Here is a 13,919-nt window from a genome sequence, read left to right on the forward strand (position 1 = left end):
GAATCTGCCCCCTCCTGAGCAGGAAGAGGCACCACCCGCCTCGGCATGCGCCCAGACGACAATTGCGCATCAATTGCAGCCTGCAGGGCCGATGGCCACTTCCGCGTAGGGCTGGATGTGATGCTGTGGCCGGAGCATATCCGGAAAGGATGGCCAAGAGCCAGCAAACCACCCTGCGTGGCGCATTGGTCGGATTAGCAGTACATGAGCATCCCGTAGAAGCGACGCCGGGCTGCATTTTTGTTTGACACCCTTTCTAGGCGTCAGGCCTTACACAGATGAGTACATTTCTACTCAGGCTTGTTTTCAGCGGGTGAATCTGAGTCCGAGCCATTCATCCAGCATTTCACAAAATGCTTAGCTCGGTAGGTGGAACCATTTCCACCCGTGATACTGGCACGGTAGAATCACTCGCGGAGGGGGTGGGCTCTTCCTCTCGCGCAAGCGAGGGCGGTTCTGATAATAAACAGCTTCGGCTGTTGGGCTTCGGCCCGCTGATCCCATTAGGGATGTTCAACGGTACTCAAATCCTCCCACCCCTTCTCCCCTTTTCTATGGAGAGATGTGCGTGAAAAAGAACAACGTCTGGTTCACTTACAAGGCGCGAATTCAGGCCCATAAACGCCTAGAGTGGCTGGACTTTCACTCACAACTCTTACTGGTGTGGTATGCGATTCTTAGCACGGCCCTAGGGGTGCTAACCATACGGCACAGCACTGTACTGGGCCCCGACACTGATGTCATGGCGACCATTCTATCCGTCGCGCTGCTGGGCATCTCACTCGCGGTAGCAAATCGAGATTTCCGAGGTCGTGCGATGCTGATGCGTACGAACTATCTGGAGCTGCAGAAGCTTTATCGTGATTTGCCCAACGACTCATCTGAACCTGACGCCCCGAAGCCCACACCTGCGCAGGTAAACCGCTATGACGAGTTGCTCGCTGAGTCCGAAAATCATCGAGAGATCGACGATCGCATAGCGCGGGTGTTCGCAACTGGGCTTACCAGTCGTATGCCAACAGGTTTCGAGTACTTCAACGCAGTGTTCTGGCTGACGATGCGCTTTTTGATCACGACGATGCTTTATGCACTGCCTGTGGTAGTCGGGCTTTACTCGTTTTGGAACAAGCCATGAGCGCGGCCCTGAGTTTCAAAAAGCGCTTCAGCCGTGAGCACCTTTTGGAAATCTACACCGAGAAAATCAAGCAATCTGGTGCAATCGGGCTCGACCGTATGCGCCCGGCTAACCTCAACAAAATTCTGAGTGCGGAAATCGACCACATTCACGAAAAGGTTCACCAGGGTGAGTACCGCTTCACCGCCTACAAGGAGAAACTGATACTCAAAGGGGCCTCATCTCTTCCCAGGCAGATATCCATCCCCACGGCCCGAGACCGAATCGTTCTGCGCGCGCTCTGCAATTGCCTTACTGACGTTTTCCCCCTTGCGAAACTCACACTGCCTCAGACCGTCATCGACTCGCTGAAAAAAGCGCTCGACTCAGGCGCTTACGCTGAATACGCCAAAATCGATCTGAAAACGTTCTATCCATCCATTCCCCATGACCTTGTAGCCTCGGCAACAGAGAAAAAGATCAGAAAACCAGAGCTTCGCAAGCTGATCAGCAGCGCCCTCACCACGCCCACTGTGCCTGAATCCAGGGGAGGTAAAGATGCTGATCGCCCTACTATTGGCGTACCGCAGGGCCTGGCAATCTCCAACGTACTTGCAGAGATTGCCTTGCAAAGCATTGATGCCACCTTTGGATCAAGGCCGGGTATTTGGTACAAGCGCTACGTGGATGACATTCTGATCCTCGCGCCCGCAGGCTTGGCGCGCTCAACGGCAAACGAGCTGATTACCCAGCTAAAGGGGTTAAAGCTCAACCCTCATGACTTTGGGCCTGACTCGAAATCCAAAGTCGCGCCACTGACGGATCCCTTCAGCTTCTTGGGTTATCAGATTGAGAGCGGCAACGTACTGATACGTCACGAGAGCATCCTAAGATTCGAGGCATCGGTGGCCAAGATTTTCACCGCTTATCGTCACAAGTTGCTGACCGCCCGTAGCGTGGCAGATAAAGATCGTGCACTTGCCTATTGTCAATGGAAGCTCAACCTCAGGATCACCGGTTGTATTTTCAAGGGCAAGCGGCTCGGCTGGGCAGCCTACTTTTCGCAGATCACCTCGACTTTACAACTACGCTCCGTGAATCACACCATCAGGAAGCTGACCGATCGATTCTGTCCTGGCGGCGAGATTCGCCCAAAGTCGCTGATCAAGACCTATTACGAGCTTCAACGAGGCATGAAGGCAGGCGATGGGTACATTCCAAACCTTGACGCTCTCACGGTGCCCCAGAAACGCGAGAAACTCGCTATGTGGCTTGGCGCAGAAGCGGCAAAATTGAGCGATTCAGAGGTCGAACGCCGCTTTGAGATCAAAGCCAGTAAAGCGGTGCGGGAGCTGGAGGAAGATATTGCACAAACCTCCTGAAGCTGGAGTTTGGGCCCAGATCAATTCCTACTCTGAATTTGCTGGGGCTAGCAGTCACCCGCACAGTGGCTTGATGCTCCACGGCAAATAATTCAGGTTACGGGCTTAGTGAACAAACTGGTGCAAAGCGGTCAAACCATCGACTGCATAATTTGATATATGGATATCATCGATGACAGTATTTAAAGCAGCGAACGTAGAAGAAGCAGTTGCGCTTGCTGAGAGTTTCAAAGCCGAAGGACGCTACGATTGGTTTCGAGGACAGCTCCGCGAGTGGACGCCAAGTTCGTCGCTGGCGCGCAAAGTACTTCACGACCCGGTCGCTAAATTTCAGCTTGATGAGAAGCTGATCAGGTTCACGAACTGGGTGATCGAACAGCCAGCTCTCGCTTATCTTGCGGAGGAAGAGCACGTCGATTCTCTATTCGCTGTGCTTCAGCATTATGGATTCCCTACGAACTATATTGATTTTAGCACCGAACCTACAATTGCAGGCTTCTTTGCATCTGACACTCAATCTCCACCCGAGGAGCCTGGCAATTGCGTTATCTACTGCCTAAATACTTCAGACCTTAAAGATTTTTATAGTCATCTGCCCCCTTCAGCTGAAGGAATAGCATTTGTTGCAGAGCCAGTGACGGTTAACGTCCCTAATCTGTGGAGACTGGAATCCCAGCACGGTCATTTCTTGTTCGCGAATCATCCATGGTATCAAATTTACGATATGGATAGAATCGTATTCCCTTGGAGTGGTGCTCCAGCCTTCCCATCGCGCGAACAGATATACCCTTCACACAAGAGCGCTTTGGAGCAATCACTCGACACGTATTTCTTCAATGATCGACGCATAGAGAACCATGCCATGCTCCGTGCCATGGCAGAAGAGCAAGGAAAGCAAAGCCTGTTCCGCAATATCTATGTCGAGACGCCCGAAACCTATGACTCAGACTCATTCATCGCTCCGCTGAGCCCCACCGCGCAATGGAGCGACGAGGCACTCGAACCATGGCGAGTCAATCCGAACGAACAATTTTATTCGACCGTAGGCCGCCATCTGCTTTTGCCCCTTCGTAGCGAGGCCACCGCTCCCAGTCTTGCGGATCAGGTGAAACATTCGATAAAAGGGGCACTCAACACACAGCGAGGGCTTCGAGCCCAAGCAGTAGAGTGGATCTTTACCGGACTTCCCGAGGAAGTCGACGAGGCGTTGCTAAGGTCTACGACTCGTCAAGCCTGGAACGGCATGCGAAATCTCCCCTACACGAATGAAGACATCGCCTGTGCCATTTCTGCTTTAATTAACCTTTGCTCAACTCCAGATCATTATTCGCCCGAAGGCTATAAAGTTGACAAGGCATTCCAAGGATGGATTTCGGACGCCATCTATATCGAATTTGGTTACCACGGCGACTCTTACTCCAGAGCTTACTGCTCAGCTAATCAGTTGTTTAACGCATTAGATCCGGCATGGATTTCAAGCCTTAAAGATCCCGAATCAGTGATCTCGATGACACATGCATTCCAGAAAACTCATGAACCTCGCCTAATGTTCGACTTCAGTCAGCTATCGAGCATTTTCGCTCGCGAGATCATTCCATCGCAGTTAGCCATGAAGCGGTCTTTGGTGCTGTACAACCCTGCTAACCTAGTAGTCCTTAACTTTTCATAGCGCACTGATGTCCAATGAGCTCGCATAGCCGAGCAAATCAACGTGCAGCATATTGGTGGGCACAAGCCTGCTGAGTTCAGGCATAATGGACGCTAGTCCAAACCTTGCCCCCTTAACTCATAAGGTCATTCGAAAGTGCCCATTGGTGATCCCCGAAATTTGAGCGATCTCTTTTATTTCGCGAAGGTCGTCGAGGCTGGTGGTTTCGCTGCCGCAGGTCGCCTACTTGGTATTCCGAAATCCAGGCTATCCCGGCGTATTGCAGAATTGGAGCAGCGGCTAAACGCTCGTCTCCTCCAACGAACAACACGCAAATTGCAGCTCACTGCGCTAGGTGAGCGGTACCTTCGCCACTGTCAGGCAATGCTTTTGGAAGCAGAGCAAGCTGATGAGGTGATTGCTAGCGCAACCAGTGAACCGAGAGGCCCTCTCAGGGTGAGCAGCCCAGTCGGGCTAGCAAATCAATTTCTCAATCCCTTGGTTTGTGATTTCCTAGCACAATACCCTCATGTCCAGCTCGATCTGCTTTTGGTGAATCGGCGTGTCGACTTGATCAATGAAGGTATCGATGTAGCGCTTCGCGTTCGCGAAGTAGAGGATGAGGAACCAAACCTTGTCACCAAGCGCTTACGCGAGGCCCGTACTGAGGTTGTTGCCTCCGCAGACTTTCTCGCCACTCACCCTGTCTTACATCCTAAAGAGCTGATGGGGCTCCCATTCCTAGGGGCAGTAGATTCTGATCGGTTGGCCAGAATGCGCCTGTTTAATGATGTTGGCGAACGTTTCGAAATCGCCATGCCGACTCGTTTGGGCGTGGAAGATTTCATAATGCGTAAAGAGGCAGCGTTGGCTGGCCTGGGGTTCACGATTTTGCCATTAATGCATTGTGAAAGCGAGCTGGCCAGCGGCAAGCTTGTTCGCATGCTCCCAGATTGGCGTTGTGCTCCTGCTTGGCTCCAGGCGGTATATCCGCACAGGCGTGGAGTGTTGCCGGCTGTCAGGGCTTGGCTAGATCATTTAGCACACGCGTTCGATCGTTGCGGTGACCGGCCACTGTAGGTGGCTCCGCCAGCACCTTCTCGCCAACTATCCTGATTTCATTCAATGAGACTGGCCTTGATCAAAGGTGTAATTTTGATCATTCGTCAATAGCAGAAGCATGCTAGCCCATTGACCAATAAAGGAAACATCAGCTTTGATCAATGGTCTCTCTAGGAAAACTGGCCACCTCTTCTACTTTGCCCAGGTGGTCGAAGCCGGCGGTTTCGCCGCCGCCGGGCGCCATTTGGGCATCCCAAAATCACGCTTGTCGCGGCGCATTGCCGAGCTGGAAGAACGCCTGGGCACCCGGCTGCTGCAGCGCACCACCCGACAACTCAAGCTGACCGCAGTGGGCGAGCGCTACCTGCACCACTGCCAGGCCATGCTGCTGGAAGCCGAGGCCGCCGATGAGGCCGTGGCGAGCATGAGCAGCGAGCCACGCGGACGCTTGCGGGTATCGTGCCCGGTGGCGCTGGCCCACGCGTTCCTGCCGGATGTGATCAGCCGCTTTCTGGAGCAGTACCCGCAGGTGCAACTGGACATGGTGCTGCTCAACCGCCGTGTCGACCTGATTTCCGAGGGCATCGACGTTGCCCTGCGCGTGCGCGACCTGGGCGACGAAGACCCGGCGCTGGTCACTCGCCGGCTACGCCAGGCGCAGATGCAACTGGTGGCCGCGCCGGGGTTTGCCGACCATGTCCGCGAACCCTCTGAGCTGGCCACGTTGCCCGTGCTGGGCGCCGCCGAAGCCGATCGGCTAGTGCATTTTCGTCTGCTCGGGCCGGATGGCCGGCAGCAGGAAATCGCCCTGGAGCCGCGCCTGGCCATCGATGATTTCGTCGTGCGCAATGCGGCCGTAAAGGCAGGGCTGGGGTTTACGGCACTGCCGAGCATGTTCTGCGAGGAAGAGTTGGAACGGGGCGAACTGGTACGGCTACTGCCGGACTGGTCGCTGCCAGGCGGCTACCTGCAGGCGGTTTACCCTCATCGACGGGGATTGTTGCCGGCCGTGCGGGTGTGGATCGACCATCTGGCAGCGTCGTTCGAGGCGTGTGGAGAACGTTATGTCTAAGCAGAATATGACCGAGGAGCAGGTCGCGGCGTTCTGCCTGGGCCTGCCAGGGGCGCGGGAAGACTACAAATGGGGTGGCATCCGGGTGTTCTCGGTGGCCGGTAACAAGATGTTCGCGGTGCTCGACCTGGCCGGGGCGGGGTTGTCGTTCAAGGTGGCCGATGAGCTGTTTCTGGGCTACTGCGACCGCCCTGGCGTGCGCCCGGCGCCTTACCTGGCGCGAGCGCGGTGGATCAGCATGGAGCCCCCCTACCCTATGGCTCGGGAAGAGCTGTGCGATCTACTGCAGCGCTCGCACCAACTGGTGGTGCGGCGCCTGGCGAAGCGATTGCAGGTGGGGTTGCTGATTTGAGCCGTCAGCTCAGCGGCAGAAAGCGCCCGCCCAACATCAGCTGATCCACCCAAAACATTTGGTGCAACAGCACGATGACCCAGAACACCAGCTGATAGGAGACCTTGCGGGTCTTGTGCCGAAACAGCTGCTGGGCCAACAGTGCGCCAGGCCAGCCACCGAGCAGCTCAGCGGCATGCAACACCTTCTCGGGTGTGCGCCAGGCGCCACTGCGGGCCTGGTGCTTGTCTTGCCAGTACAGCAACAGGGTGATCAGGCTCATCGCCGGATAGGCACCCAGAGGCAGCCAGGATTGCCCGCTCCAGGCCATTTGCGCGGCACCTGACAGCGGCAACAGGCACAGCACCCCCAGCGCCAGCAGCTTCAGGCGCACATTGCGTACGCCCTCTTCCCTTGCCGTTTGCACCCGGGCCATATCAGCCGTGCGCCGTCGACCAGTCGACCCAGCCGAACTGCCAGGTCGCCAGGATCAGCAGGCCAAAGACGATGCGGTACCAGGCGAATGCGGCGTAGCTGTGGTTGGCGATGAACTTGAGCAGCGCGCGCACTGCGATCATGGCGAAGATGAATGACGTCACGAAGCCGATGGCGAACACCGGCAAGTCGCTCGGTTCGAACAGGTGGCGGTACTTGTAGCCCGAGTACACTGCCGCGCCGACCATGGTCGGCATCGCCAGGAAGAACGAGAACTCAGTGGCCGCCTTGCGCGACAGGCCGAACAGCAGTCCGCCGATGATGGTCGAACCGGAGCGCGAGGTGCCCGGAATCATTGCCAGGCACTGAATGAAGCCGATCTTCAGGGCATGCGACCAGCGCATGTCGTCGACGTGGTCGACATCCACACGGTGCGTGCGACGTTCGGCCCACAGCATGATCACACCACCGACTACCAAAGCCGCCGCCACCGTGATCGGGTTGAACAGGTATTCATGGATCAGGTCGGCGAACAGCACGCCCAGCACCACCGCAGGCATGAACGCCAGCAGCAGGTTGCCGGTGAAACGCCGCGCCGTTGGCTGGCTGCGCAGGCCGAACACCACGTCGAGGATCTTGCGTCGGAATTCCCACACCACCGCGAGAATCGCGGCCAGCTGGATAATGATGTTGAAGGCTATTGCCCGTTCACCACCAAAGCCGATCAGGTCAGCCACGATGATCTGGTGGCCAGTACTGGAGATTGGCAAGAACTCTGTCAGTCCCTCGACCACGCCTAAGATGATTGCCTGGAAGGCAGTCCAAAAATCCATCATTCCCCCGGATGGAGCCCTGCTGCTTGCAGGCCCCTTGTTCTTGATTTGCTTGTGATTGCCGCACGCGGCGCGGCATTTTTACAGCGACTGGTGGGACCAATGCCAGTACAAAAGTTCCCCTGGCCTAAAGGTTTCATCTTGCGCGGCCGAAATCCTAACAGAGCGGCTGTGCGATGGCTTGCACGGCATGGTGCAGACCCGGCAATAACTGGCACTTAGCTATTAGTCGGGTTGGGCCCAGTATCAAAGCATGCTTCGATGCACCTTAATAAAAAGAACAAAGCGGAGTAGCGTTCATGAAGACCTTGAGGTCGATGTCGATCAGCCGCCGTTTGTGGCTGATTTTGCTAGTGGCCGTAGCGATGCTGGTGATTCTGGGCCTGCTGATGCTGCGCCAGATCCATGGCGACCTGTACCAGGCCAAGGCGGAGAAAACCCGTCATGTGGTGCAGACCGCTGCCGGAGTGCTGGCCTATTACCAAGGCCTGGAAGCCGCTGGCTCGCTCAGCCGCGAGGCCGCCCAGCAACAGGCTCTGCAAGTGGTGCGGGCACTGCGTTACGACCAGAACGACTACTTCTGGATCAACGACCTCGGGCCGAAGATGATCATGCACCCGGCCAACCCCAAGCTCGACGGCCAGGACCTCTCGGCCATTCGCGACCCCGACGGTTTTGCCGTGTTCAACGAAATGGCCGCCCTCGCCCGCAGCCAGGGCGCCGGGCCGGTCAACTATCGCTGGCCCAAGCCCGGCGCCAACGACCCGGTGGCCAAGACTTCTTACATTCAATTGTTCAAACCCTGGGGCTGGATCATCGGCTCTGGTGTGTACATCGATGACGTTCAGGCCGAGTTCGCCCGGCAGTTGCGCGATGCCTCGCTGGTCGGCCTGGGGATCGCCCTGCTGATGGCCCTGGTGGTCATGCTCATCGCCCGCAGTATCGCCCAGCCATTGCAGGAGGCGGTGCAGGCCATGGGTAACATCGCCAGCGGCGAAAGCGACCTGACCCGGCGCCTGGATACCCATGGCCGCGACGAAATCACCTACCTGGGCGAGCACTTCAACCGCTTCAACGGCAAATTGCAGAATGTGGTCGGCCAACTGCAAGGCGCGGCGCATTCGTTGGCACAGTCCGCTGGCCGGGTCGGTGACAACGCAGGTGCCGCGCAACAGCACAGCGCCCAGCAGTCGATGCAGATGGACCAGGTGGCGACGGCAGTCAATGAAGTGACCTATGCGGTGCAGGACGTGGCCAAGACGGCTGAACAGGCCGCTGGCGAGATGCGTGCGGCGCAGCAGCAGGTAGAACATGGCCAGCAGGCCATTCATGGCAGCCTGCAACAGATCGACCGGCTTTCAGCGACCATCGACCAAGCCGTCCAGGTGATTCGCGACCTGGCCGGGCACAGTACGAAGATCGGCGGGGTGTTGGACGTCATCCGCTCCATCGCCGAGCAGACCAACCTGCTCGCGCTCAACGCCGCCATCGAAGCCGCCCGCGCGGGCGAACAGGGTCGCGGCTTCGCGGTGGTGGCCGACGAAGTACGCCTGCTGGCCCAGCGCAGTGCGCAGTCCACCGCCGAGATCCACACCATGATCGAGCACCTGCAGGGGCAGTCGGATGCGGCGGTAAAAGCCATCGACACCAGCAGTGAAGCCTCGCGCCAGACCGTGCAACAGGCCCGCGAGGCTGGCTCCAGCCTCGACGCCATCAGCCAGGCGCTGCACAACCTCACCGCACTCAATGCCACCATTGCCAGCGCCACCCTGCAGCAGTCGCACGTGGTCGAGGAGATCAACCGCAGTGTGCTGGATACTGCCGGGTTGTCGCAGCAGACCGCAGAGGCGGCGCGCCAATCCAGCGACGCGGGGGTGGCGCTGGGGCAGTTGAGCGAAGAGCTGGAGCAACTGTTGCGGCAATTCCGCGTCTGAATACGCGTCGGCACGGAATGTGACGTAGCTGTTACCCAGGTTGCTCACACGCTACAATCGCGGCCCTTCCCCTTTGCAAGGATCGCCGATGTCCGGCCTCGAACTCATCGCTGCCGTGCTCGGCGTCACTGCCGTGTGGCTGACCGTCAAGCAGAACGCCTGGTGCTGGCCAATCGGGCTGGTGATGGTGCTTATTTATGGCTGGCTTTTCTACGAGGTGAAGCTGTATTCGGGGATGTTGCTTCAAGTGGCCTACGCCGTGTTGCAGCTTTACGGCTGGTGGCAGTGGAAGCGCCCGGACCGCACCGAGGACGCTCGCGTGGTGTCGCGTCTGCCGACCCAGGCTGTGTTCAGCGGGTTGGCTGCAGGGCTGGTGCTCAGCGTCGCACTCGGCGCAGCAATGGCCCAATGGACCGATGCCGCCCTACCCTGGCTGGACGCCACGCTAACCGGCTTCAGCCTGGTCGCGCAGTTGTGGATGGCACAGAAACGCGTTCAATGCTGGCCGCTGTGGGTGGTAGTGGATGTGGCTTACGTCGGCCAGTACTTGCACCAGCAGCTTTACTTCACGGCGGGTTTCTTCGTCGTGCTTACCCTGATCGCCGTGCGTGGTTGGCTGGAGTGGCATCGTGACCCGGCCCTGAAAGCCACAAAGGTGCAAGCATGAAGGTGTTGGTACTGTGCGGCCCCGAGTCCAGCGGTAAAAGCTGGCTCAGTGGCGAAATCCAGGCGCATTTCGGCGGCGTGGTGGTGAGCGAGTATGTGCGCCACTTCATTGACCAGGTGGGCCGCGATACCTGCTACGCCGATATCACTCCCATCGCCCGTGGCCAGCTGGCCTGGGAGGACCAGGCCCGGGCACAGGCCCCGGCATTGTTGATCCTCGACACCCACTTGCTCAGCAACATGCTCTGGAGCCGCGCATTGTTTCAGGATTGCCCAGCATGGCTCGAGCAGGCCTTGCTATCCCGTCAATACGACCTGCACCTGTTGCTCAGCCCGCACGGGGTAAACTGGGTAGCCGACCCTCAGCGCTGCCAGCCGGTTCTGGCAGACCGTCAAAAGTTTTTCGATGACAGCCTGCAATGGCTGCAACATCACCAGCAAAATCTGCAGATCATTGACGGCGATTGGCCGCAACGCAGCGCGGCCGCCTTGCAGGCCGTACAGCGTCTACTGCACGGCAAAACACCGGATTGCCCCACCGAGTGTTAAGCCCGTGACACACCTCGCCAAGCCTTGACCCCCGTATTTGCGCGCTCCTCCACCGAATCCGGGGCGAGTGTCACACCAGTGATACAGCGCTGAAAAAAGCACCTCGGGCAGCGTCTATACCGGGCAAAACGGCGATTCGCGCAAGATCTGTCTCAGTGCTGATACAACAACTTCAAGCCGCATCCAGCCAGATTCTGCAAGCTATTGAATGCAAAGCATTATCCAAAAGCGGCACGCCTCCTGCTCTCCTCCTCGCAACGCTGCACCCAGCCAGCGCTCGAAGAAGGAATTGCCATCATGAGGAAAACGGACAAAGGCATCACTCGCCTCCTGCTGGTCAGTTGCGCATTGAGCACTGGCTTGACCCTGTCCGCGCAAGCCGCCGATGGCATCATCGTGATCACCCGCGATGTGCAACCGCGCATGGCCATTCGCGCGCCGCTGGCACCTGACCCCAACCCCACCACCGCCAACGCCAACCCGTCCGCTTACGTGATCAAGCAAACCAACGAGCTGAGTGATGGCGACTTCGCCAACATCACCAGCGGCACCGGCATTTCTTCGCTGATCACCCAGCAGACCGACAACCTCGGCGGCAACATCAGCAACCAGAACCAGTTGCCGAACATGGCAGCAGGACGGGGCACGGGCTCCGGCAACGGCATTTCCAACATGGTCAACTCCAGCGTCCAGCGCGGCCTTGCCCCTCTGCAGATACTGACCGGAGGCAAATGACATGAGGCAGACGCTGTTTATCCTCGCCACGCTGTGCAGTGCATCGGCCCTCGCCCAATCTCCCGTTCCCGTGATCAACAACGCCAGCATCGACAGCTCCGGCGCGCAATATCAAGGCAACTTCAGCGTCAACCAGGCGGCCGGCGACCAGCAACAGCAGGCTAACGCCCGCGCCATCGCCACTGGCCACGAGGCGGCCGCCAGCACGCAGATCCGCCAACGCCAGCTGTCCATCGTCGACCCCAACATGGGGGCCAGCGCCAGTATCCAGGGCAATGCCTTCAGCCATGGCAGCGGCGCACTGGGGGTCAACCAGAGCGCGGGCGCCGGTACCCAGCAGGCAAATGCCCTGCGCATCAGTCTCAGTACACAGCCACAAAGCATCGATGACAGCGTCCTGTTGCAACAGAACGTGGCGCTGATCAACAGCTCGGATCCAACTGATACCTCTCCCGGCTATCGCCAGGTCACCACCGGTGACCAGGCATTCACCGGTAGCCGCGGGGTCATCCAGTTGAATCAGAGCGCCGGGGTGGGCAACCAGACGGCAAACACCCTGAGCGTGCGGGTCGCCAATTGACCCGATAAAGGTAAGAACAACACTTAACCTAAAGAAGACGGAGAAACACCATGAAACCTTCGATGGCAATCAAGCCTCTGGTTTTCGCAATTGCTGCGGTCATGGCTGTTGCTGCACAGGCGGATCAGAACGATAGACGGGGTGGCCACGGCCACGGTAACAACAACAACCACCAGCAGATGGATCGGGCGGTTTACACCACCGCCGAAGCCACTGCCACTGACTCCCAACGGAGCACTGGCAACTCCATCCGCAACGAAGGCACCATCAACGAAGCCGAAATGAGCAGCTCCGGGGCAGGCGCCAGTGGCAACGTCGGCGTCAACGTGGCAGCCGGTAACGGCAACCAGCAGGACAACGCCGCGGCAATCGCCAACACCTCGTCCGACAATGCCGATATCGACAACAGCTTTGTCTTCGGCACCGCCACTGCCAGCGCCGATGTCGTCCAGCGCAGCAACAACAACGTCGTCAACAACTGGTCGACTCAAAGCTCCGCAGTCATGAGTGGCTCGGCTGATGGTGCCAGTGGCAACATTGGTATCAACATCGCTGGTGGCGACCTGAACCAGCAGAAAAATACCATGGCCATTGCCAACAATGCCGCGGCTATTGGTAACTCTAGCGCCACTGCTTCGGCCGACCAGAATGGACCTGGCCTGGAAGTGAACAACCGCGCTGACCGCACCTACACCATCGACACGCTGACCTTCACCACTTCGAAAAGTGGCTCGGCCTCGCGTAGCGGTGCGTACGATGCCAGCGTCGACAAGAGCTCCAGCTCGAGCTTCAGCGTAGCGGGCTCGCAAAGCAGCAACGCCAGCGGGTCGAAGAGCAGCAGCTCCAGCGGTTCGAGCAGCATGACCGCCAGCGGCTCCAACAGCAGCAGCGCCAGTGGCACCAACAGCATGACCGCCAGTGGTTCCAACAGCTGGGATGCCAGTGGTTCGGCTAGCCGCGACCACAGCTCTTCGTCCAACACTACGCTGAGCGCTTCGCTCGATGCCAGTGCCAACGGCAGTGCATCGTCGTCGCAAACCTTCGGCAACTTCACTCGCTCTCGCAGCAACGAGTTCGACGCATCGCTCAATGCAGACCTGAATGCATCGATCGACCGTTCGCACGAGTCGGCCAGCAACTCGTCGTTCGACAAGTCCTTCGACTCGTCCTTCGACAAGGCGTATGACTCTTCGTATGACCGTACCCGCGACTCGTCCTATGACAAGGCGCGCGATACTTCCTACGAGAAGGCGCATGACTCGGCGTGGGAAAAAGCCAGCGCTTCGGACTACGCGAAATCCGGCGAGAAAGCGTCCGAATCTTCGGACTCGATCTCGAAGAGCTTCAGCGAGTCTAGCGACTATGCAATGAGCAACACTGTGTCGTTCCAAGTGCTGACCCCAACCGGCTGGGCCAACCCTGTAACCAACACCGCCACCCTGAGTGGTTCGGTGAACGGCGGCAGCGGCAACCTGGGCGTCAACGTGGCAGCGGGTGTGGGCAACCAGCAAAGCAACTCGCTGGCCATCTCCAACACCTCGATGTAACAAGTGCGGCCTGGAGGCCCCCTTCGGGGGG

General features: G+C 58.2%; 14 protein-coding genes. 12 read left to right on the top strand and 2 right to left on the bottom strand.

The window, feature by feature from the left end:
* The first annotated feature begins 568 nt into the window (after window positions 1-568).
* From ACIQUF_RS05125 to ACIQUF_RS05150, 6 genes are all read left to right on the top strand, one after another.
* Entirely contained in the window at window positions 569-1,135 is a 567-nt protein-coding gene (locus ACIQUF_RS05125; protein WP_403129127.1) for an SLATT domain-containing protein, read from the top strand.
* Window positions 1,132-2,496, top strand: a complete 1,365-nt coding sequence (locus tag ACIQUF_RS05130; protein WP_403129129.1) for a reverse transcriptase domain-containing protein — start codon at window positions 1,132-1,134, stop codon at window positions 2,494-2,496. The genes ACIQUF_RS05125 and ACIQUF_RS05130 overlap by 4 nt, the downstream gene beginning before the upstream one ends.
* 172 nt (window positions 2,497-2,668) lie before the next feature.
* Window positions 2,669-4,165, top strand: a complete 1,497-nt coding sequence (locus tag ACIQUF_RS05135) for an FRG domain-containing protein (protein WP_403129131.1) — start codon at window positions 2,669-2,671, stop codon at window positions 4,163-4,165.
* A 135-nt stretch (window positions 4,166-4,300) separates the two neighbouring features.
* Window positions 4,301-5,224, top strand: coding sequence for a LysR substrate-binding domain-containing protein (locus ACIQUF_RS05140; RefSeq protein ID WP_403129133.1), 924 nt, complete (start codon window positions 4,301-4,303; stop codon window positions 5,222-5,224).
* Window positions 5,225-5,360: 136 nt separating this feature from the next.
* On the top strand, window positions 5,361-6,278 hold the full coding sequence (locus tag ACIQUF_RS05145; protein WP_403129137.1) for a LysR substrate-binding domain-containing protein: 918 nt from the start codon (window positions 5,361-5,363) through the stop codon (window positions 6,276-6,278).
* Between the two features lie 7 nt (window positions 6,279-6,285).
* Window positions 6,286-6,630 (top strand): MmcQ/YjbR family DNA-binding protein, encoded by a 345-nt coding sequence (locus tag ACIQUF_RS05150; protein ID WP_403130290.1) that lies wholly within the window; start codon window positions 6,286-6,288, stop codon window positions 6,628-6,630.
* A 4-nt stretch (window positions 6,631-6,634) separates the two neighbouring features.
* Here ACIQUF_RS05150 and ACIQUF_RS05155 read toward each other — a convergent pair whose 3' ends face one another.
* Window positions 6,635-7,045: a DUF1294 domain-containing protein gene (locus tag ACIQUF_RS05155; protein WP_403129139.1), complete on the bottom strand. Its 411-nt coding sequence runs from the start codon at window positions 7,043-7,045 to the stop codon at window positions 6,635-6,637.
* Window position 7,046: 1 nt separating this feature from the next.
* Complete coding sequence (locus tag ACIQUF_RS05160) at window positions 7,047-7,877, bottom strand: undecaprenyl-diphosphate phosphatase (RefSeq protein ID WP_403129141.1); 831 nt, start codon at window positions 7,875-7,877, stop codon at window positions 7,047-7,049.
* Between the two features lie 299 nt (window positions 7,878-8,176).
* Here ACIQUF_RS05160 and ACIQUF_RS05165 point away from each other — a divergent pair, with 299 nt between their 5' ends.
* From ACIQUF_RS05165 to ACIQUF_RS05190, 6 genes are all read left to right on the top strand, one after another.
* Window positions 8,177-9,811, top strand: a complete 1,635-nt coding sequence (locus ACIQUF_RS05165) for a methyl-accepting chemotaxis protein (RefSeq protein WP_403129143.1) — start codon at window positions 8,177-8,179, stop codon at window positions 9,809-9,811.
* Between the two features lie 88 nt (window positions 9,812-9,899).
* Window positions 9,900-10,478: a nicotinamide riboside transporter PnuC gene (gene pnuC, locus ACIQUF_RS05170; RefSeq protein ID WP_403129145.1), complete on the top strand. Its 579-nt coding sequence runs from the start codon at window positions 9,900-9,902 to the stop codon at window positions 10,476-10,478.
* Window positions 10,475-11,026: an AAA family ATPase gene (locus tag ACIQUF_RS05175; RefSeq protein ID WP_403129147.1), complete on the top strand. Its 552-nt coding sequence runs from the start codon at window positions 10,475-10,477 to the stop codon at window positions 11,024-11,026. Before pnuC ends, ACIQUF_RS05175 begins: the two co-directional genes overlap by 4 nt.
* Window positions 11,027-11,323: 297 nt before the next feature.
* On the top strand, window positions 11,324-11,761 hold the full coding sequence (locus ACIQUF_RS05180) for a hypothetical protein (protein WP_403129148.1): 438 nt from the start codon (window positions 11,324-11,326) through the stop codon (window positions 11,759-11,761).
* A gap of 1 nt (window position 11,762) precedes the next feature.
* Window positions 11,763-12,341, top strand: coding sequence for an adhesin (locus ACIQUF_RS05185; protein WP_403129150.1), 579 nt, complete (start codon window positions 11,763-11,765; stop codon window positions 12,339-12,341).
* Window positions 12,342-12,391: 50 nt separating this feature from the next.
* Window positions 12,392-13,888: a heme utilization protein gene (locus tag ACIQUF_RS05190; RefSeq protein ID WP_403129151.1), complete on the top strand. Its 1,497-nt coding sequence runs from the start codon at window positions 12,392-12,394 to the stop codon at window positions 13,886-13,888.
* Window positions 13,889-13,919 lie beyond the last annotated feature (31 nt).

The organism is Pseudomonas sp. NPDC090233 (genome assembly GCF_044772285.1).
Lineage (GTDB): Bacteria > Pseudomonadota > Gammaproteobacteria > Pseudomonadales > Pseudomonadaceae > Aquipseudomonas.

Excerpts from the sequence above, each read along its gene's own strand:
- ACIQUF_RS05130 (WP_403129129.1), top strand. The coding sequence starts at position 1,132 with ATGAGCGCGGCCCTGAGTTTCAAAAAGCGCTTCAGCCGTGAGCACCTT.
- ACIQUF_RS05135 (WP_403129131.1), top strand. The coding sequence starts at position 2,669 with ATGACAGTATTTAAAGCAGCGAACGTAGAAGAAGCAGTTGCGCTTGCT.
- ACIQUF_RS05150 (WP_403130290.1), top strand. The coding sequence starts at position 6,286 with ATGACCGAGGAGCAGGTCGCGGCGTTCTGCCTGGGCCTGCCAGGGGCG.
- ACIQUF_RS05155 (WP_403129139.1), bottom strand. The coding sequence starts at position 7,045 with ATGGCCCGGGTGCAAACGGCAAGGGAAGAGGGCGTACGCAATGTGCGC.
- ACIQUF_RS05160 (WP_403129141.1), bottom strand. The coding sequence starts at position 7,877 with ATGGATTTTTGGACTGCCTTCCAGGCAATCATCTTAGGCGTGGTCGAG.
- ACIQUF_RS05165 (WP_403129143.1), top strand. The coding sequence starts at position 8,177 with ATGAAGACCTTGAGGTCGATGTCGATCAGCCGCCGTTTGTGGCTGATT.
- pnuC (WP_403129145.1), top strand. The coding sequence starts at position 9,900 with ATGTCCGGCCTCGAACTCATCGCTGCCGTGCTCGGCGTCACTGCCGTG.
- ACIQUF_RS05175 (WP_403129147.1), top strand. The coding sequence starts at position 10,475 with ATGAAGGTGTTGGTACTGTGCGGCCCCGAGTCCAGCGGTAAAAGCTGG.
- ACIQUF_RS05180 (WP_403129148.1), top strand. The coding sequence starts at position 11,324 with ATGAGGAAAACGGACAAAGGCATCACTCGCCTCCTGCTGGTCAGTTGC.
- ACIQUF_RS05185 (WP_403129150.1), top strand. The coding sequence starts at position 11,763 with ATGAGGCAGACGCTGTTTATCCTCGCCACGCTGTGCAGTGCATCGGCC.
- ACIQUF_RS05190 (WP_403129151.1), top strand. The coding sequence starts at position 12,392 with ATGAAACCTTCGATGGCAATCAAGCCTCTGGTTTTCGCAATTGCTGCG.